The organism is Streptomyces sp. NPDC058239, from assembly GCF_042882185.1.
GTDB lineage: Bacteria > Actinomycetota > Actinomycetes > Streptomycetales > Streptomycetaceae > Streptomyces.
This window is the reverse complement of record NZ_JBHVWS010000003.1, coordinates 295,367-314,287: the sequence shown is the minus strand read 5'-3', so window position 1 is coordinate 314,287 and position 18,921 is coordinate 295,367. Positions and strand designations below refer to the sequence as shown.

General features: G+C 70.1%; 19 protein-coding genes and 1 pseudogene. 8 read left to right on the top strand and 12 right to left on the bottom strand.

Features of this window, described 5'->3' with window-relative positions:
* From ACFVYE_RS06410 to argC, 4 genes are read right to left on the bottom strand one after another with little or no spacing between them, the layout of a single operon-like run.
* Positions 1 to 1,197 carry an acetylornithine transaminase gene (locus tag ACFVYE_RS06410; RefSeq protein WP_383968016.1) on the bottom strand — a complete coding sequence of 399 codons (1,197 nt, stop codon included), beginning with the start codon at positions 1,195 to 1,197 and terminating at the stop codon, positions 1 to 3.
* Entirely contained in the window at positions 1,194 to 2,096 is a 903-nt protein-coding gene (gene argB / locus ACFVYE_RS06405) for an acetylglutamate kinase (RefSeq protein ID WP_383968015.1), read from the bottom strand. The genes ACFVYE_RS06410 and argB overlap by 4 nt, the downstream gene beginning before the upstream one ends.
* Positions 2,093 to 3,247 (bottom strand): bifunctional glutamate N-acetyltransferase/amino-acid acetyltransferase ArgJ, encoded by a 1,155-nt coding sequence (gene argJ, locus ACFVYE_RS06400; RefSeq protein WP_383968013.1) that lies wholly within the window; start codon positions 3,245 to 3,247, stop codon positions 2,093 to 2,095. Before argJ ends, argB begins: the two co-directional genes overlap by 4 nt.
* Positions 3,244 to 4,272: an N-acetyl-gamma-glutamyl-phosphate reductase gene (gene argC / locus ACFVYE_RS06395; RefSeq protein ID WP_383968010.1), complete on the bottom strand. Its 1,029-nt coding sequence runs from the start codon at positions 4,270 to 4,272 to the stop codon at positions 3,244 to 3,246. The genes argJ and argC overlap by 4 nt, the downstream gene beginning before the upstream one ends.
* A 213-nt stretch (positions 4,273 to 4,485) precedes the next feature.
* On the opposite strand from argC, the gene ACFVYE_RS06390 reads away from it, so the two are divergent.
* Positions 4,486 to 5,442, top strand: a complete 957-nt coding sequence (locus ACFVYE_RS06390; protein ID WP_389604352.1) for a GlxA family transcriptional regulator — start codon at positions 4,486 to 4,488, stop codon at positions 5,440 to 5,442.
* 101 nt (positions 5,443 to 5,543) lie between these two features.
* Positions 5,544 to 6,542 (top strand): type I glyceraldehyde-3-phosphate dehydrogenase, encoded by a 999-nt coding sequence (gene gap / locus ACFVYE_RS06385; RefSeq protein WP_383968004.1) that lies wholly within the window; start codon positions 5,544 to 5,546, stop codon positions 6,540 to 6,542.
* A gap of 190 nt (positions 6,543 to 6,732) precedes the next feature.
* Here the strand turns inward: gap and ACFVYE_RS06380 are convergent, their stop codons facing one another.
* Positions 6,733 to 8,592, bottom strand: a complete 1,860-nt coding sequence (locus ACFVYE_RS06380) for a glycoside hydrolase family 15 protein (RefSeq protein ID WP_389604460.1) — start codon at positions 8,590 to 8,592, stop codon at positions 6,733 to 6,735.
* Positions 8,593 to 8,760: 168 nt separating this feature from the next.
* Here ACFVYE_RS06380 and ACFVYE_RS06375 point away from each other — a divergent pair, with 168 nt between their 5' ends.
* The 3 genes from ACFVYE_RS06375 to ACFVYE_RS06365 all read left to right on the top strand — a co-directional run bounded on the left by ACFVYE_RS06375 (position 8,761) and on the right by ACFVYE_RS06365 (position 10,710).
* Positions 8,761 to 9,258, top strand: coding sequence for a peptidylprolyl isomerase (locus ACFVYE_RS06375; protein WP_383968002.1), 498 nt, complete (start codon positions 8,761 to 8,763; stop codon positions 9,256 to 9,258).
* Between the two features lie 127 nt (positions 9,259 to 9,385).
* Positions 9,386 to 9,886 (top strand): hypothetical protein, encoded by a 501-nt coding sequence (locus tag ACFVYE_RS06370; protein ID WP_389604349.1) that lies wholly within the window; start codon positions 9,386 to 9,388, stop codon positions 9,884 to 9,886.
* An 83-nt stretch (positions 9,887 to 9,969) separates the two neighbouring features.
* Positions 9,970 to 10,710 carry a Clp protease N-terminal domain-containing protein gene (locus ACFVYE_RS06365; protein WP_389604347.1) on the top strand — a complete coding sequence of 247 codons (741 nt, stop codon included), beginning with the start codon at positions 9,970 to 9,972 and terminating at the stop codon, positions 10,708 to 10,710.
* Positions 10,711 to 10,787: 77 nt separating this feature from the next.
* Here the strand turns inward: ACFVYE_RS06365 and ACFVYE_RS06360 are convergent, their stop codons facing one another.
* From ACFVYE_RS06360 to ACFVYE_RS06340, 5 genes and pseudogenes are all read right to left on the bottom strand, one after another.
* A complete protein-coding gene (locus ACFVYE_RS06360) occupies positions 10,788 to 11,963 on the bottom strand; it encodes a serine hydrolase domain-containing protein (protein WP_389604345.1) in 1,176 nt (391 codons plus the stop codon).
* A gap of 82 nt (positions 11,964 to 12,045) precedes the next feature.
* Entirely contained in the window at positions 12,046 to 12,621 is a 576-nt protein-coding gene (locus ACFVYE_RS06355) for a histidine phosphatase family protein (protein ID WP_383977387.1), read from the bottom strand.
* A gap of 61 nt (positions 12,622 to 12,682) precedes the next feature.
* Positions 12,683 to 12,853: a hypothetical protein gene (locus tag ACFVYE_RS06350; RefSeq protein ID WP_383977402.1), complete on the bottom strand. Its 171-nt coding sequence runs from the start codon at positions 12,851 to 12,853 to the stop codon at positions 12,683 to 12,685.
* Positions 12,854 to 12,869: 16 nt separating this feature from the next.
* Positions 12,870 to 12,920: pseudogene (locus ACFVYE_RS06345) on the bottom strand (GNAT family N-acetyltransferase); the annotation flags it as partial.
* Between the two features lie 205 nt (positions 12,921 to 13,125).
* On the bottom strand, positions 13,126 to 14,595 hold the full coding sequence (locus tag ACFVYE_RS06340; protein ID WP_383977385.1) for a PLP-dependent aminotransferase family protein: 1,470 nt from the start codon (positions 14,593 to 14,595) through the stop codon (positions 13,126 to 13,128).
* Here ACFVYE_RS06340 and ACFVYE_RS06335 point away from each other — a divergent pair.
* Together ACFVYE_RS06335 and ACFVYE_RS06330 are read left to right on the top strand one after the other, a co-directional pair.
* Positions 14,594 to 15,532, top strand: coding sequence for a DMT family transporter (locus ACFVYE_RS06335; RefSeq protein ID WP_389604343.1), 939 nt, complete (start codon positions 14,594 to 14,596; stop codon positions 15,530 to 15,532). The two genes, ACFVYE_RS06340 and ACFVYE_RS06335, sit on opposite strands and share 2 nt — an antisense overlap.
* Before the next feature lie 86 nt (positions 15,533 to 15,618).
* Positions 15,619 to 15,828: a DUF1918 domain-containing protein gene (locus tag ACFVYE_RS06330; protein ID WP_266362966.1), complete on the top strand. Its 210-nt coding sequence runs from the start codon at positions 15,619 to 15,621 to the stop codon at positions 15,826 to 15,828.
* A gap of 107 nt (positions 15,829 to 15,935) precedes the next feature.
* Here ACFVYE_RS06330 and ACFVYE_RS06325 read toward each other — a convergent pair whose 3' ends face one another.
* Complete coding sequence (locus ACFVYE_RS06325) at positions 15,936 to 17,198, bottom strand: glycoside hydrolase family 10 protein (RefSeq protein WP_383977399.1); 1,263 nt, start codon at positions 17,196 to 17,198, stop codon at positions 15,936 to 15,938.
* A 217-nt stretch (positions 17,199 to 17,415) separates the two neighbouring features.
* Here ACFVYE_RS06325 and ACFVYE_RS06320 point away from each other — a divergent pair, with 217 nt between their 5' ends.
* A complete protein-coding gene (locus ACFVYE_RS06320; protein ID WP_383977379.1) occupies positions 17,416 to 18,276 on the top strand; it encodes a 3-hydroxybutyryl-CoA dehydrogenase in 861 nt (286 codons plus the stop codon).
* 96 nt (positions 18,277 to 18,372) lie between these two features.
* Here ACFVYE_RS06320 and ACFVYE_RS06315 read toward each other — a convergent pair whose 3' ends face one another.
* A complete protein-coding gene (locus ACFVYE_RS06315; protein ID WP_383974794.1) occupies positions 18,373 to 18,903 on the bottom strand; it encodes an NUDIX domain-containing protein in 531 nt (176 codons plus the stop codon).
* Between the last annotated feature and the right edge of the window lie 18 nt (positions 18,904 to 18,921).

Genomic DNA, 18,921 nt, shown 5'->3' with positions numbered 1-18,921 from the left:
TCATTCTCCGGATCGTCCGTCCCCTTTTGCCGCGTCGAGAGCACCGGGCAGCGCTTGGAGGAACGCGTCGACCTCCGTGTCACCGATGATCAGCGGCGGCATGAGCCGCAGGACATCGGGGGCGGGTGCGTTCACCAGGATTCCGGCTCCCTGAGCCGCCTGTTGCACCTGAGGTGCGAGGGGCTCGGTGAGCACGATACCCAGCAGCAGCCCGGAGCCACGGACGTGGGAGACCAACGGGTGCCCGAGACCCTCCACGCCGTCCCGGATCTTCTCGCCGAGCCGCTTCACCCGGTCCAGGGCACCATCGGCCGCCAGGGTGTCCAGGACGGCGAGACCTGCGGCGCAGGCGATCGGGTTGCCGCCGAACGTCGTGCCGTGCTGGCCCGGCTTCAGCAGATCGGCCGCCGGACCGAACGCGACGGTCGCGCCGATCGGCAGTCCGCCGCCGAGGCCCTTGGCGAGGGTGACGATGTCCGGCTCGACACCCTGGTGGGCCTGGTGCTCGAACCAGTGGCCGCAGCGGCCGATACCGGTCTGCACCTCGTCGAGGACGAGCAGGGTGCCCGTCGCCCGGGTGATCTCCCGGGCGGCCTCCAAGTAGCCCTCGGGCGGCACGACCACACCGTTCTCGCCCTGGATGGGCTCAATGATCACCAACGCGGTGTCGGTGGTCACGGCGGCCCGCAGCGCCTCGGCATCCCCGTACGGGACATGTGTGACATCGCCGGGCAGCGGCTCGAAGGGCTCGCGCTTCGAGGGCTGACCGGTCAGCGCGAGTGCGCCCATGGTCCGGCCGTGAAAGCCGCCGTCGGTGGCGACCATGTGGGTCCGCCCGGTCAGCCGGCCGATCTTGAAGGCGGCCTCGTTGGCCTCGGCACCCGAGTTGGCGAAATAGACCCTGCCGCCCTGGCCGAAGAGCTGCAGCAGCCGTTCGGCGAGGGCGACGGGCGGCGGTGCGATGAAGAGGTTGGAGACATGGCCGAGGGAGGCGATCTGGGCCGATACGGCCTCGACGACGGCGGGGTGGGCGTGTCCCAGGGCGTTCACGGCGATACCGCCGACGAAGTCGAGGTACTCGGTGCCGTCGGCGTCCCACACATGGGCGCCTTCGCCTCGGACGAGGGACAGCCGGGGTGTGCCGTAGTTGTCCATCAGCGCGTGCTGCCAGCGCTGCGAGAGCTCCTGGTTGCTCATGACTCCCCCTGTGCGTCGGGCACGACCATCGTGCCGATTCCTTCGTCGGTGAAGATCTCCAGCAGGATCGAGTGCTGGACCCGGCCGTCGATGACACGGGCGGTCTCGACGCCGTTGCGTACGGCGTGCAGGCAGCCCTGCATCTTCGGGACCATGCCGCTGGACAGCTCGGGAAGCAGCTTCTCCAGCTCGGTGGCGGTGAGGCGGCTGATCACGTCGTCGCTGTTGGGCCAGTCCTCGTAGAGGCCCTCGACATCGGTGAGGACCATCAGCGTCTCGGCGTTCAGCGCGGCGGCGAGTGCGGCGGCCGCGGTGTCGGCGTTGACGTTGTAGACGTGGTTGTCGTCGGCGGAGCGTGCGATGGAGGAGACGACGGGGATCCGGCCGTCGTCCAGCAGCGCCTGGATCGCCCCGGTGTCTATGGCGGTGATCTCGCCGACCCGGCCGATGTCGACGAGTTCGCCGTCGATGGTCGGCCTGTGCCGGGTGGCGGTGATCGTGTGGGCGTCCTCGCCGGTCATGCCGACGGCGAGCGGGCCGTGCTGGTTGAGCAGGCCGACGAGCTCGCGCTGGACCTGTCCGGCCAGCACCATCCGTACGACGTCCATCGCCTCGGGCGTGGTGACGCGCAGACCGGCCTTGAACTCGCTGACCAGGCCCTGCTTGTCGAGCTGGGCGCTGATCTGCGGGCCGCCGCCGTGCACGACGACGGGCTTGAGGCCGGCCTGGCGCAGGAAGACGACGTCCTGGGCGAAGGCCGCCTTCAGCTCCTCGTCGATCATGGCGTTGCCGCCGAACTTGATGACGACGGTCTTGCCGTTGTGCCGGGTCAGCCAGGGCAGCGCCTCGATGAGGATCTGCGCCTTCGGGAGTGCGGTGTGCTTCCGCGCCGTGGTCATGAGCTGTACGCGCTGTTCTCGTGGACGTAGTCGGCAGTGAGGTCGTTGGCCCAGATGACGGCCGACTCGGTGCCGGTGGCCAGGTCTGCGGTGATCTTCACTTCCCGGTAGCGCATGTCGACCAGGTCGCGGTCCTCGCCGACGCCGCCGTTCCTGCAGACCCATACGCCGTTGATGGCGACATTCAGCTGGTCCGGTTCGAAGGCGGCCTTCGTCGTGCCGATCGCGGAGAGGACCCGGCCCCAGTTGGGGTCCTCGCCGTGGATGGCGCACTTGAGGAGGTTGTTACGGGCGATGGACCGGCCCACCTCGACGGCGTCGTCCTCGGTCGCGGCGTTGACGACCTCGATCCGGATGTCCTTGGAGGCGCCCTCGGCGTCACCGATGAGCTGCCGGGCGAGGTCGGCGCAGACGGTCCGTACGGCCTCGGCGAACTCGTCCTGCTCCGGGGTGATCCCACTCGCGCCGGAGGCCAGCAGCAGCACGGTGTCGTTGGTCGACATGCAGCCGTCGGAGTCGACCCGGTCGAAGGTGGTGCGGGTGGCGGCACGCAGTGCGGTGTCCAGCGCCGGCGCCTCCACGTCGGCGTCGGTGGTGAGGACGACCAGCATGGTGGCGAGACCCGGGGCGAGCATGCCCGCGCCCTTGGCCATACCGCCGACGGTCCACCCCTCGCCGCCCGCGACGGCGGTCTTGTGGACGGTGTCGGTGGTCTTGATCGCGATGGCGGCCTTCTCGCCGCCGTGCTCGCTGAGGGCGGCCGCTGCCTTCTCGATGCCGGGCAGCAGCTTGTCCATCGGAAGCAGCGTGCCGATCAGCCCGGTCGATGCGACCGCGATCTCGCCCGCGCTGTGACCGGTGAGGACCTCGGCAGCCTTCTCCGCGGTGGCGTGAGTGTCCTGGAAGCCCTGCGGGCCCGTACAGGCGTTGGCACCACCGGAGTTGAGAACGACGGCACTGACCTCGCCGCCCTTGAGCACCTGCTCCGACCAGAGGACGGGGGCGGCCTTGACGCGGTTGGAGGTGAAGACGCCCGCGGCGCAGCGACGCGGACCGTGGTTGACCACGAGGGCCAGGTCCGGGTTACCGCTCTCCTTGATTCCCGCGGCGATGCCCGCCGCCGAGAAACCCTGTGCTGCCGTGACACTCACGGTGCGACTCCGATCGTGGAAAGACCTGTGTCCTCGGGAAGTCCGAGGGCGATGTTCATGCTCTGCAGGGCACCGCCGGCGGTGCCCTTGGCGAGGTTGTCGATCGCGCTGATGACGATGATCCGGCCTGCCGCCTCGTCGTGAGCGACCTGGATCTGTACGGCGTTGGAACCGTGGACGGACGCTGTGGCGGGCCACTGCCCCTCGGGGAGCAGGTCGACGAACGGCTCCTCGGCGAACGCCTTCTCGTACACGTCACGGACGGTCTGGGCGCTCACGCCCGGCTTCGCCTTCGCGCTGCACGTCGCGAGGATGCCGCGGGGCATCGGCGCCAGGGTCGGCGTGAAGGAGACCGTGACCGGTTCACCGGCTGCGGCACTGAGGTTCTGGATCATCTCGGGTGTGTGCCGGTGGACCCCGCCGACGCCGTACGGGGACATGTTGCCCATCACTTCGGAGCCGAGCAGATGTGGCTTGGCCGCCTTGCCCGCCCCGGAGGTACCGGACGCGGCGACGATCACGGCCTCGGGCTCGGCCAGGTGAGCGGCGTACGCCGGGAAGAGCGCGAGAGAGACGGCGGTCGGGTAGCAGCCGGGCACCGCGATACGCTTGGACCCCGCCAACGCCGGGCGCCCTCCCGGAAGTTCGGGCAGACCGTACGGCCAGGTCCCGGCGTGCGGCGAGCCGTAGAATTTCTCCCAGTCCGCTGCGTCCCGGAGCCGGAAGTCGGCGCCCATGTCGACCACGAGCACCTCGTCACCGAGTTGCTCGGCGACGGCGGCGGACTGCCCGTGCGGAAGGGCGAGGAAGACGACATCGTGCCCGGCGAGGACCTCGGGCGTGGTCGGCTGAAGTACACGGTCGGCGAGCGGCCGCAGATGCGGCTGCAGCGCACCGAGCTTCTGCCCCGCGTTGGAATTGGCGGTGAGGGCCCCGATCTCGACCTCGGGGTGGACCAGCAGGAGACGGAGCAGCTCCCCACCGGCGTATCCGCTCGCCCCTGCCACTGCTGCACGTACCACCATCGAAATCCTCCTCGTCGATGGCATGACTATACGCAGCAATGCACTTTTATGCAAAGACCTCCGATTCACACTCCGACGTGCGTGTGACCGAGTTCTTCAGGTGGCCCGTGAGCGGTTGAGCCGGCCCGCAGGTGAGCCGAGACCCCCGGCGGACCTGCCCGGCTTCCGGAACCGGGCCGATGCGCCCCCGCACCCCCGCGTACCCTTTTCCCCGTGCCTGCCCCATCCCCGCATCACGTCGCCGTCCTCGTGCTCGAAGGTGCGAAGCCGCTCGATGTCGGTATTCCCGCGCAGGTGTTCTCGACCCGCGCGAGCATGCCGTACGAGGTGCGGGTGTGCGGCGCGGAATCCGGTCTCGTGACCGGTGGCGACGGCCTGTCGTACTACGTCGCCCACGGCCTCCACGCACTTGAGTGGGCCGACATCGTCTTCGTCCCCGGCTACCGGTTCCCGGACCGCGACGACCCGCCGCAGGCCGTCGTTGATGCGCTGACCGGCGCCCACGATCGGGGCGCGCGGCTCGCCGCCATCTCGACGGGCGCCTTCGCGCTCGCCGCCACGGGCCTGCTCGACGGCAAGCGCGCCACAACGCACTGGCATTACACGCAGGCACTCGCGGCGAAGCATCCGCTCGTTCAGGTCGACGAGAACGTTCTGTTCGTCGACGAGGGCAGCGTGCTGACGTCGGCCGGCGCCGCCTCGGGCATCGACCTGTGCCTGCACATTCTGCGCGGCGATCTCGGGGTGGCCGCGTCGAACCACGCGGCGCGGCGACTGGTCGCAGCCCCCTACCGCAGCGGCGGTCAGGCGCAGTACGTGCCGCGCAGCGTGCCCGAGCCGCTCGGCGAGCGGTTCGCCGCCACCCGGGAGTGGGCGCTGCACCGGCTCGGCGAGGCCCTCACCCTTGAAACGCTCGCCCGGCATGCGGCGGCGTCGCCGCGCACGTTCTCGCGACGCTTCGTCGAGGACACGGGGTACACGCCGATGCAGTGGGTCATGCGCGCCCGCATCGACGTGGCCCGCGAACTGCTCGAGCGTTCGCAGCGGAGCGTCGAGCAGATCGCCGCCGACGTCGGTCTCGGCACCGGTACGAATCTGCGGCTGCACTTCCATCGCATCCTCGGCACCACGCCGAGCGAGTACCGGCGCACCTTCGCCCAGGGCGAGTAGCCCCGCTGCTTGGCGTGATCCTTTTGAACCGTGGCGATCCCGCCACTGTCACCGGCGGGTGCCGCGAGCGAGCCTGGTGGCGAACCGAAGGGACACCACTCATGACTCGCATCGCCATCAACGGATTCGGCCGCATCGGACGCAATGTGCTGCGCGCGCTGCTCGAACGCGACAGCGACCTCGAGGTCGTCGCCGTCAACGACCTCACGGAGCCCGCCACCCTCGCACGACTGCTCGCCTACGACACGACGGCCGGCCGGCTCGGTCGCCCGGTGACCGCCGACGGGGACGCCCTCGTTGTCGACGGCCGTCGCATCAAGGTGCTCGCGGAGCGCGAACCGGCGCAGCTGCCGTGGGCCGAACTCGGTGTCGATGTCGTCCTCGAAGCGACCGGCCGCTTCACGTCGGCCGAGGCCGCCCGCGCCCACCTCGATGCGGGCGCGAAGAAGGTCCTGGTCAGCGCGCCGTCGGACGGCGCCGATGTCACGCTGGCATTCGGTGTCAACACCGACGCGTACGACCCGACCGTGCACACGATCGTCTCGAACGCTTCGTGCACGACCAACGCGCTCGCACCGCTGGCCGCGGTACTCGACGAGCTCGCCGGGATCGAGCACGGCTTCATGACCACGGTGCACGCCTACACGCAGGAGCAGAACCTTCAGGACGGTCCGCACCGTGACGCCCGTCGCGCGCGAGCCGCCGCTGTCAACATCGTGCCGACCACGACGGGCGCCGCCAAGGCGATCGGTCTGGTGCTGCCGAACCTGGAAGGCAAGCTGTCGGGCGACTCGATCCGTGTGCCGGTTCCGGTGGGATCGATCGTCGAGCTCAACACGACCGTCGCCCGTGACGTGACGCGCGACGACGTGCTGACGGCGTACCGCACCGCGGCGGATGGGCCGCTCGCCGGCATCCTCGAGTACTCGGACTTCCCGCTCGTGTCCTCCGACATCACGGGCAATCCGGCCTCGTCGATCTTCGACTCGGCCCTTACCCGCGTCGACGGGCGCCACGTCAAGGTGGTCGCCTGGTACGACAACGAGTGGGGCTTCTCGAACCGCGTGATCGATACGCTCGAACTCCTCGCCACCCGCTGACCGACGCCAGGGCGGTACCCCACCTCCGGCGACCGCGACGCCCAGCACCTCCTGTGAGCGTTCTGGTTGACCAGTCGGGCCAACCAGAACGCTCGGTCACATCGGCGTGCGTCTGGTCTCCGTCCCCGGCCATTCCTCTCCGACGACGGCAGCGACGATCAAGCTCTGCACGGGTACCTGAACTCACGCCCTAGCCGAGCGCACGGTCGAGACCGAAGGCCGCGCTGATCAGCGCCAGGTGGGTGAAGGCCTGAGGGAAGTTCCCGCGCTGCTCCCCGGTGTGGCCGATCTCCTCCGCATACAGACCGAGGTGGTTGGCGTACGTGAGCATCTTCTCGAACGCGAGTCGGGCCTCGTCCAGGCGGCCGGCGCGGGCCAGCGCCTCGACGTACCAGAACGAGCAGATCGAGAACGTGCCCTCATCGCCCCGCAGCCCGTCCGGGCTGGCCTGCGGGTCGTAGCGGTAGACCAGCGAGTCCGACACCAGGTCCTCGCCCAGCGCGTCCAGCGTGCTGAGCCACTTCGGGTCGGTCGGGGAGACGAACTTCGCCAGCGGCATCATCAGCAGGGACGCGTCCAGGACGTGGCCGTCCTCGTACTGGACGAAGGCGTGCCGCTCGTCGGACCAGCCGTGGCGCATGATCCGGCGATAGATCGCATCCCGGGCCCGCCCCCACCGCACGATGTCGACGGGCAGGCCGCGATGCCGGGCCAGCCGCATGGCGCGCTCGATGGCCACCCAGCACATCAATCGCGAGTAGAGGAAGTTCTTGCGCCCGCTGCGGGTCTCCCAGATCCCCTGGTCGGGCTGGTCCCAGTGGTCGCACAACCAGTCGACCAGCTCGCTGATGCTGTCCCAGTGCGCACTGGAGATGGGCTGCCCCCACTTGTCGTAGAGATACAGGGCGTCGATGAGCGCCCCGTAGATGTCCAGCTGCAACTGGTGGACGGCGCCATTGCCGACGCGTACGGGAGCCGAGCCCAGGTAGCCCTCGAGATGGGTCAGCTCGCGCTCGGGCAGCTCACGGCGCCCGTCGATGCCGTACATGATCTGCAGCGGGCCGGTCTCCCTGGTTTCTTCGAGACGGACATGCTCGGTGAGGAAGCCCATGAACGCCTCGGCCTCCTCGGTGAAGCCGAGCCTGAGCAGCGCATACACACAGAACGCTGCGTCACGGATCCATACGTAGCGGTAGTCCCAGTTGCGTTCGCCCCCGATGCGTTCGGGCAGGCTGGTGGTCGGCGCGGCGATGATGGCGCCGGTCGGGGCGTAGGTGAGCAGCTTCAGGGTGAGGGCGGAGCGGTGCACCATCTCCCGCCAGCGACCGCGGTACCGCGACCGGGACAGCCAATGCCGCCAGTACCCGACGGTGGCGTTGAACTGCTGCTCCGCCTCCGACAGCGGGCAGAAGCGGGGTACCACGTCGCCGCCGACCCGGTCGAGGGCGAAGACCGCGGACTCGCCCTCGTGCAGCTTGAACAGCGACCACACGTCCTGGCCGGCGACCTCGAGCGGCACACTCGACGTCAGCGCGAGAGTGAGCGAGGGCGATTCGAAGACCGCCTGGCCATGCTGTACGTGCACGGTGTGCGGCTGCGCCCCGTACTCGAAACGGGGGGCCACACGGGCGCGGAACGGCAACGATCCGCGGACGCACACCACGCGCCGGATCAGACGGTGCCGGTCGGCCTCGCGCGAATCGTCGAGTACCGGCATGAAGTCCTGGACCTCGCCGACCCCGTCCTCCGCGAAGAAGCGGGTGATCAGCACATTGGTGTCGGGGAAGTAGAACTGCTTGGTACGTGTCGGGGCATCCGCCGCGAGCTCGAAATACCCGCCGCGGTCGGCGTCGAGGATCGAGGCGAAGACACTGGGTGCGTCGAAGCGCGGGCAGCAGTACCAGTCGATGGTGCCGTTGGTGTCCACCAGCGCCGCGCTGCGCAGATCGCCGATCAGGCCGTGCTCGGCGACCGGCAGATAGCGGGGCGCGCCGACACCCGGGGATGCGTCGAAAGCACTGAACGTCCCGGCGCTCGCGTTGGGATCCACAGTCACATCGGACCTCCCTGAGCCTGCGCCCCCTCTTCACCCTAACCAGTCGTCGACGTGCAGGACAGCGGAAGCGGGCGCCGCGGTGTCCACCCCCGCTGCCACGCCGACGGGCCCGGCACCGTGCCCGCCCGTCGGCGCCGAGCGCATCGATGTCAGGATGGTTCCATGACGAGCAAGGTTTACTTCGACATCACCATCAATGACGAGCCCGCTGGGCGGATCACGTTCAAACTGTTCGACGACGTCGTTCCCAAGACCGCGGAGAACTTCCGCGCGCTGGCGACCGGCGAGAAGGGCTTCGGCTACAAGGGATCGTCCTTCCACCGGGTCATCCCCGACTTCATGCTGCAGGGCGGCGACTTCACCCGGGGCAACGGCACGGGTGGCAAGAGCATCTACGGGGCGAAGTTCCCGGACGAGAACTTCAAGCTCGCGCACACCAAGCCGGGCCTGCTCTCCATGGCCAACAGCGGCCCCGACTCCAACGGCTCCCAGTTCTTCATCACGACCATCGTGACGTCGTGGCTGGACGGCAAGCACGTGGTGTTCGGTGAGGTCGACAACCAGGAGAGCATGGACCTGGTCAAGAAGATCGAGGCCCTCGGCTCGCAGAGCGGCCGGCCCCAGGCGCAGATCACCATCGCGGACAGCGGCGTCCTCTGACCCGCACACGGAACCGCTGAATGAGCGCGCCGTCCGACGTACTCCGTCGGACGGCGCGCTCCGTCGTATCCGGCCGGAGAGGGACGGCCACGGCCGGCCGCGCGATTCGGCTCGGTACGGTGTTCGGATGGGGAACGTCTTTCACGGCGGGGGCCGCAGTCTGTCCATGTCCAACGGGGGCACGGACGTCTTCGTCGATGTGCTCATGCTGGCCGTGTCCGATCTCGCCGACAGCGCCTGGGAGTACCGCTTCGCCACTCTGCTGACCTGGCAGGACCAGAGCGTCATCGGGCGCGGGGTGGTCGGGTTCGATCTGGAGGACGTCGACTGGGGCCGCTCCCCGCACGAGCAGGCGGCTGCGAAGGACTTCGTCCTGCGGGTGCTCGATCTCGCGCTGCGCAGGCACCGGTGGGACGAACTGGACTACGAGCCGCCCTTCGCCGAGGGCTGTCTGCGGCAGTACCGGGAGATGGTCGAGGCATTCGATCCGGCCGGCGTGGAGCGGCCGAGCGGCGGCTTCCCCTTTCCCGGCCCGGAGGAAGCCGTCATGGCCTCGTGCCTACGGCACCGCGTCCTGTGCGCGCCGGCCCATTGGGAGGCATGCGTCTTCTGTACGGCGTTCTGGTGATCCCGCGCCAGTGGCACGGATTTCACCGCCTCCACTGTCAACTGACAGTTGACAGTGGAGGCGTGTCAACCTACAGTTGACACATGGTGAAACCTGTACGCCCAACCAATCCCGTACGCCTCGATGACCTGATCGAGGCCATCAAAAAGGTCCACACCGACGCCCTCGACCAGCTCTCCGACGCGGTCATCGCCGCGGACCACCTCGGCGATGTGGCCGACCATCTCATCGGGCACTTCGTGGACCAGGCCCGACGCTCGGGCGCTTCCTGGACGGAGATCGGGAAGAGCATGGGGGTGACCAGGCAGGCGGCCCAGAAGCGGTTCGTCTCCAAGGACCCCGGCGAGCCCTCGGACCTGGACCCCAGCCAAGGGTTCGGCCGCTTCACCGAACGGGCCAGGAACGTCGTGATGACCGCGCAGAACGAGGCCCGCGCCGCAGGCAACAACGAGGTGCGCACCGAGCACCTGGTGCTGGGACTGCTCGCCGAGCCGGAGGCACTGGGCCCCGCGTTCATCAAGTCCCAGGGCGTGACGCTGGAGGCCGTCCGCCAGGCCGCGACCGAGGCTCTGCCGGCCGGGGTCGACGAGCTGCCGGACCTCATCCCGTTCGACCCCGGGGCCCGCAAGGCACTGGAGCTGACGTTCCGGGAGGCCTTGCGGATGGGCCACAACTACATCGGCACCGAACACATCCTGCTCGCCCTGCTGGAGCAGGAGGACGGCGCGGGTGTGCTGACGGACCTCGGCATCGACAAGGCGACCGCCGAGACGGGCATCGCCGAGGCCCTCACGCTCATCGCCGCCTCGGACAAGGAGGCCTGACCGAAGCTGCCCGTCCGGGGTGTGCGCGGCGGAGGCCGGTGCCGGTCATCCGGTGCCGGCCTTCGCGCGTCGGCCGGTCACAGTGCCCCGTACACCGCCTCGATCAGGGCCGTCTTGCGCGGATCGTCGGAGATCCGGTGGCCCATCCGGTTCATCACGTAGCCCAGGGCGAGACCGGCCTCCGGGTCGGCGAGGCCGCAGGAGCCGCCCGCGCCGTCATGGCCAAAGGCCCGCGGGTTGGGACCGTAGGAGCCCTCGGGGCCGCTCAGCCACAGCCCGAGCGCGATCTCCGTGTCATGGCCGATGCCCGCGCCGAGTACCAGGTCGCGGCAGGACCCCTGTCCCTCGCGGACACGCTCGACGGCCTCCTCGGAGAGGATCCGCCGGTCGCCCGACCTGCCCCGTCCGGCGAAGATCCCGTACAGCGCGGCAACGGCGCGGGCGGTGCCGTGGCCGTTGGCCGCGGGGATCTGGGCCGCCCGCCACTGCGGGGTGTTGGCGGCGGCAGCACCCGTGGGCGGGTTGAGCAGCGTGGCGACGGCCAAGGGTTCCATCTGCGCGAACAGCGCGGCCTGTTGACGTGCGCCGGTCTCCGCGACGACGAGTTCGGCGACGCGGCCCGCCTCCTTCTCGGGAAGCCCCACAGTGAAGTCGATGCCGAGCGGACCGGTCACCTCCTGCTGGAGGAACTCACCCGGCAGCAGACCGGTGATCCGCCGGACCAACTCGCCGACCAGGAAGCCGTACGTGAGGGCGTGGTAGCCGGACCGTGTGCCGGGCTCCCACCAGGGCTCGGTCGCCGCAAGCCGGGCGGTGGTCAGGTCCCAGTCGTAGAGCTCGGCCAGGGTGTGCGGCTCGCGCAGCCCGGCCAGCCCCGCGCGGTGCGAGAGCAGCTGGCGTACGAGCACGGCCTCCTTGCCCGCCGCGGCGAATTCCGGCCAGTACGCGGCAACCGGGGCGTCGAGGTCGAGCAGGCCCCGGTCGGCGAGAATGTGGGCGCAGAGGGCGGTCGGGCCCTTGGTCGTGGACCAGACGTTGACCAGGGTGTCCTGCTCCCAGGGGCGGCTGCGGGCGGCGTCGGCCCAGCCGCCCCAGAGGTCGACGACCGGCTCTCCGCCGATCAGTACGGTCACGGCCGCGCCCAGTTCGTCGCGCTCCCGGAAGTTCGCTTCGAACGCGGTGCGCACCGCGGAGAATCGGTCGTCGCAGTGGCCGTGGATCTGCGGCACGGTGGCCTCCCTCGCCTGGGACATGCCTGTGGGACTCAGTGGGTACGCAACATACCGACTGGTCGGACCGGCGGGAAGGCCTCATGCGCCCACGAGAGGCGGCCGTTCAGCGGGCCCCCGCTTCGAGCCTGAGGCTCCAGCGGCCGGGCCCACCGGCGAGCGTGACCGTGGACAGCGGTCGGACGTCGACGTTCCAGTACGTCGACGGCGGGGCCCCCAGCGCATAGACGAGGGCGGCCCGGACGACTGCCGGTTCGGCGACGGCGACGATGGCGCCGTCGCATGCGGGGCGGGTGTCCAGCCAGCCCCCTACCCGCGAGATGAAGGCGAGCAGCGGTTCACCGCCGTGCGGGGCGGAGCGCGGGTCCGCGAGCCAGGCGTCGACGGCCGCGGGTTCGCGTGCCGCGACATCGGCGAGGGTGCAGCCGCGCCAGCGGCCCATGTCGCAGTCGCGCAGGGCGGGCTGGACGAGCGGGGCGTAACCGAGCGCCTCGCCGGTGGCGCGGCTGCGTGGGGTCGGTGAGCAGTAGCGCAGTTCGGCTGCGCCCAGGGGCACCAGGGCGTGTGCGGCAAGCTGCACCTCGTGCCAGCCGGCGTGGTCGAGCGGCCGGTCGTCGTCGAAGCGCTCGGCGAGCAGGGCGGAGCTGCGCGCCGCGGCGACGAGCGAGACTCGAACAGTCATGGCGGTGATCGTGGATCCCAACGCCACGCGGGTCAAGAGGGCCTTCGCAAGCGCTTCCGGCTCAGCCGATCCGGATGCACATCCGCGTGTGCGAGTCCTCCAGTGGCTTGAAGTCGACCTTCTCGTAGACCCCGTGGACGTCCTCGGTGGCGAGCGTGAACCCGCGGATACCGGTGGGGGCCAGGGGCCAGATGGTCGCGCGCGGTGGTGACCATCTGTGCGGTGACGCCATGACCGCGGGCCGAGCGGTCGACGTACACATCGCAGAGCCAGGCGAAGGTGGCGAAGTCGGTCACCATCCGGGCGAAGCCGATCTGATCACCCGAGTCGACGTCGTGGGCGCCGGAGTTGAGCGATCCGGCGATGGCCCCGTCCCGGTGCTCGCGGGTGCGCCCGAGGGCCCAGCGGGCGTCGGTGGAGAGCCGGCGGTGGATACGGGCCGCGTCCGGACGGGACGGGTCGGGTCGGACGAGATCTCGTGACACTGCTGCGGCATGTCGCCGTTCACGGCCGGAGGTCATCCCCCAAGCCGGTCAGGACTTCGTCGCAGGCGGTGCGCAGGCGTCGGACCCCCTCGGCGATCTCGGCCGCCCCGGCGACCGTGGCGAAGCTCAACCGGATCTGCGGGCAAGGGGGTTCGGCGCAGAAGTACGGGCGGCCGGGTGCGATGGCCACGCCCGCGCGCAGGGCCGCCGAGACCACCGCGGACTCGTCCGTACCGGCTTCCGCGTCCGGCAGGCGCAGCCACAGGCTGCCGCCGCCCGCGGGGATGTGCGGGAGCGCGAGGGCGGGCAGTTCCTGCCGCAGGGCCGTCGTCATGGCAGTACGCCGGTTTCTCAGCTCGGTCGACACCGAACGCAGATGGTGACCCCATGCCGGGGAGCCGACCAGTTCGAGCGCGGCCTCCTGGAGCGGCCGGGGCACGAAGAAGCTGTCGACGATCTGAATGGCGCGCAGCCGTCCCAGCACCGGGCCGCGGGCGGCGAGCGCGCCCACCCGCAGGCTGGGCGAGGTGACCTTGGTCAGGGAGCAGACATGGACGACCACACCGTCGGGGTCGTCGGCGGCCAGAGGTGCGGGCAGTGGCCCGGCGTCGTCGTGGACCAGGCGGCGGGCGAAGTCGTCCTCGATGACGAAGGCTCCCGCCGCACGGGCGATCCGCACGACCTCGCCGCGCCGCTCGGGGGCGAGGACCGCACCGGTCGGGTTCTGGAAGAGCGGCTGGCAGACGAAGACGCGGGCGCCGGTGGCCCGGAAGGCATCGGCGAGCAGCTCCGGCCGCACACCGTCGGCGTCGACGGGTACCGGTACGGGCCGCAGTCCGGTGGCTCGGGCGGCGGCCAGCATGCCCGGGTAGGTGGGCGATTCGACCAGGACCGGGGCGCCGGGCGGGGCCAGGGCGCGCAGTGCGGTGGCCAGGGCGCTCTGGCCACCCGCGGTGATGAGTACGTCGGCGGCGCCGAGCGCGGGCCCGACCTCCCGGGCGAACCAGGCACGCAGTTCGGTCAGACCGTCGGTGGGCGGGCGGCCCCAGGCGCCGGGGCGGCGGCCGGCCCTGGCGAGGGCGGCGGCGAGCGCCCGCTCCGGCTGGAGCGAGGAGTGGAGGTAGCCGCCGTTGAGCTCGATGACGCCGGGCGGCGGTGCGGTGAGTGTGACCAGGACACCGGAGGCGTCGACGGTACGCGGCACCGCTTCGGGGCCGCCGTCGCCACTGAGGGAGATCTCCTGCCAGGAGGTGTCGCCCGGCGGGGGCACATCGGTACGGGGCTTCGCCCGGAAGGCGCCGGAGCCGGGGCGGGTGACGACGAGCCCCTCGGCGGCGAGCTGGGCAATGGCCCGGGAGACGGTGACGGGGCTGACCCGGAAGCGCTCCACGAGGGCGCGGCTGGACGGCAGCTTTCCACCTGGTGGGTAGCGGTTCAGTTCGCCGCGGAGAGAATCAACGAGTTCAGCGACGCTGCTACGCTCTTGCATGAAAGTTAAGGATAGCGCTACTCCCGGAACCACGATAGCGGTTGGCTCATCGACGGCCGGTACGGCGAACCGCGGTGGCGTGACTCTCGCCGGGCTCGGTGTCGTCGCCTTCTCGCTGACCTTCCCGTCCACGGCCTGGGGACTGGAGAGCTTCGGCCCCTGGTCGCTGGTGGCGCTGCGCACCCTGCTCGCCGCCGCGATCGCGGGTGCTGTGCTGCTGGCGGGCCGTGTTCCGGTGCCGGACCGCAGGCACTGGGCCGGGCTCCTCGTCGTCGTCGCCGGTGTGGTGGTCGGCTTCCCGCTGCTGACGACGCTGGCGCTGCAGACGTCGACGACCTCGCACGCAGCTGTCGTGGTGGGGCTGCTGCCGCTGACCACCGCGGTGTTCTCCTCACTGCGGACCGGGGCGCGGCCGCCGCGCGCCTTCTGGATCGCGGCGCTCGCCGGGGCGGCCGTGGTGATCGCGTTCACCGTGCAGGAGAGCGGTGGTGCGCTGTCCGGCGGTGATCTGTATCTGTTCGGCGCGCTGCTGGTGTGCGCGGCGGGATACACCGAAGGCGGCAGGCTGGCCGGGGTCATGCCGGGCTGGCAGGTGGTCGGCTGGGCTCTGATTCTCGCCCTGCCGCTCGCGGCGGCGGGGGCGGCCATCGCATTGCCCTTGGAGCCGGTGCGGCTGACCGCGCACGGAGTGATCGGACTGGTCTGGGTGGCGGCCGGGTCCACCTTCATCGGCCTGTACGTCTGGTACCGCGGGATGGCGGAGATCGGGGTTCCGCGGGCCAGCCAGCTTCAGCTCGCACAGCCGCTGCTGACACTGGTGTGGTCGTTCCTCCTGCTCGGCGAAGAGGTCTCGACGGCGGCGCCGGTGGCGGCAATCGCGGTGCTCGTCTGCATCGCGGCCACCCAGCGGACGGGGCGCGCCCGGCGTCCGGGGTGAGAACCACGTACCTCCCACCGGGCGAAGTCACTTTTCGGTCATAGACTTGTCGACAAGGACCGCCACCCGTGAGGAGGTCACTCCAGATGGAGGCACACGCGGGCGACCGGCTGCTGACGCACGGCAGGACCGTGGGACAGCACGACCAGGTCGCAGAGATCCTCGAAGTGCTCGGGGCCGGGGGCACTCCCCCGTACCGCGTCCGCTCCGAGGACGGACACGAACACCTGATTTCGCCCGGTCCCGACAGCGTCGTACAGCACAGAGTCCGTAAGCAGGCGCCGGAGACTCCGTAGCGGCCTTCGGCGGACGGCACTGCTCTTCACCTCCCGGGCCCCGGGCGGGCCGACCAGTTCCTGGCAGCCCGCCCACAACACCCGGTGCGTCCACTCCGCTTCTTCTGTCAGCGGGGTGGGCGCACCCTGTTGCGATAGTGGTCGGCCACCACCCGGTCCATGGTTCCGATCCGGTCCGTGACCACGTCCTTGCCGGAGAAGTAGACGTGGCCGCGCACCTGGTCGTAGGCGGCGGCGAAGTCGAGGTGCCGGGAGAGTTCGGCCGGGTCCTGCCAGGCGGCGGGCTGGGCGGGGTCACCGGCCTTGTAGAGCGCCTCGCCCACGAACAGATCGACGCCCGTGCCCCGTACGACCGCGTCCCACCAGGGCAGCAGCTTGGCGTAGTCGGCGGCGGCGAAGCCGATGTTCCAGTAGATCTGCGGGCAGATGTAGTCGATCCAGCCCTTCTCGACCCAGCCGCGGGTGTCGGCGTGCAGATCGTCGTAGGTCTGCACACCCGCCTTCGTGTCGGAGCCGAGCGGGTCGGTCGCGGCGTTGCGCCACACACCGAACGGGCTGATCCCGAACTGGACGTTCTTCTTGATCCTCTTGATCCGCTCGGCCGTCTCGCGCACCAGCTTGTCGGTGTTGTCGCGCCGCCAGGCGGCCTTGTCCGGGAAGCCCGCACCGTATTTCGCGTACGTGGCGTCGTCGTCGAAGACCTGCCCGGCCACCGGGTACGGGTAGAAGTAGTCGTCCCAGTGCACGGCATCGATGTCGTAGCGGCGGACCGCGTCGAGCATCGCGTCCTGGACGAAGCGGCGGACCTCGGGGATTCCGGGGTTGTAGTAGAGCTTCCCGCCGTACGGCAGGACCCAGTCGGGGTGCAGCCTGGCGGGGTGGGTGGCGACCAGGCGGGACGGATCGGTGTGGTTGGCGACCCGGTACGGGTTGAACCAGGCATGCAGTTCGAGCCCGCGGCGGTGCGCCTCACGGACGGCCGTGCCCAGCGGATCCCAGCCGGGGTCCTTGCCCTGCACCCCGGTGAGGTACTGGGCCCACGGTTCGTAGGGCGAGGGCCAGAGGGCGTCGGCCGTCGGCCGGACCTGGAGGATCACGGCGTTCAGCCGCCGGTCGACGGCCTCGTCGAGGTACGCGATCAGCTCGGCCTCCTGCGCGGCCGCTGTCAGACCGGGCGCGGAGGGCCAGTCGATGTTGGCGACGGTGGCGACCCACATGCCGCGCAGCTCGCGCCGCGCCACATGGTGACCCTTGCGCGGCGCTGTGTCCGCCGGCCCGGTGCGGGCCTGCTGGGAAGGGAGCGCGACGGCATCACCGGCCGTGGTGATTGTGCTCACCACCGCTGCGACCACCCCGGCCGCACCTGCCACAAAGCCTCTTCTGGCCATTTGCCGCATTTCGTTGCACCTGCCGTCTCTCTGTCCTCGTCCGCCGCCCCGGTATCCGGGCGTAACGCAGAGCATGCCCGCCCCGGACCGCAATGACCCGTGGGTCGCGGAGTAACGTCGGGGGGTCGGGGCGGGGCACCGGAATCAGACGGGAACCTGCGACACGGAGAACAGCGAAAGGCACGAGGTGACGGACTCTATGGCCGACATTGCACGCGTCGGAGTGGTGGGCTGTGGCCAGATGGGCGCGGGTATCGCGGAGGTGTGCGCCCGCAGCGGTCTTGAGGTCAAGGTGGCCGAGACCACCGGCGAGGCGCTGGAGATCGGCCGCACCCGGCTGCACAACTCCCTCTCGAAGGCCGCCGAACGCGGCAAGATCACTCCGGAGGAGCGCGACGAGACACTGGCTCGTCTGAGCTTCACCACCGACCTCGGAGAGTTCGCCGACCGCGATCTCGTCATCGAGGCCGTCGTGGAGAACGAGCAGGTCAAGACCGAGATCTTCCAGGTGCTCGACCAGGTGGTGACCCGGCAGGACGCGATCCTCGCCTCGAACACCTCGTCCATTCCGCTGGTGAAGCTGGCCGTGGCGACCTCTCGCCCGGACCGGGTCATCGGCATCCACTTCTTCAACCCGGCCCCGGTGCAGAAGCTCGTCGAGCTGATTCCCGCGCTGACGACGTCCGACGAGACGGTGCAGCGCGCCGAGGCCCTGGTGCAGGACGTGCTCGACAAGCACCCGATCCGCGCCCAGGACCGCTCCGGCTTCGTCGTCAACGCGCTGCTGATTCCGTATCTTCTCTCCGCGATCCGGATGTTCGAGTCGGGGATCGCCAGCCGTGAGGACATCGACAACGGCATGGAGCTCGGCTGCGCCCACCCGATGGGCCCGCTCAAGCTCTCCGACCTGATCGGTCTGGACACCGTGGCCTCGGTCGCCGACTCGATGTACGCGGAGTTCAAGGAGCCGCTGTACGCCGCTCCCCCGCTGCTTCAGCGGATGGTGGACGCGGGCCGGCTCGGCCGCAAGACGGGCTCGGGCTTCTACCCGTACTCCTGATCCGTCTCTCGTGCCCGCACGGGGCCGGCCGGGAAACCCCCGGCCGGCCCCGTTCATGGTTCCGGGAGCTTCGTCCCGGCCTCGGTTCCGGGGGTTTCATCCCAGCCGTAAGTGATGGAGCATCATCAGCCCCGCCACCATGCCCGCAGCCGGGACCTCGCCACGGGCGATCATGTCGGGCACCAGCTTGAGCGGTATCCACTCGCGGCGCGAGGACTCGAAGTCGTCGCTGGGGTGGCCGGTCCAGATGGCCTCCTCGGACCAGTAGAGGTGGTGCCGGGCGTCGGTGAGGCCGTTCGACGGCTCCACGGTCAGCAGCGGACGCAGCGGTCCGGGGCGCCAGCCGGTCTCCTCCTCCATCTCCCGGGCGGCAGCCGCTTCGATGTCCTCGCCGTCCTCGACGACGCCGGCGGCGAGTTCCCAGCCCCAGCTGTCGGTGATGAACCGGTGCCGCCAGAGCAGCAGTACCTCGTTGGCCTCATTGACGACGGTGGCCGCCGCGACGGCGCGGAGCCGGATGAGGTAGTGGTCGAGATGACGGCCGTCGGGGATGAGCACATCCGCCAGGTTGACCCGGAACCAGCGGTTCTCATACACGGTTTGCTCGTTCAGATTCGTCCACTGCACAGTTTTGCCACCTTCCGA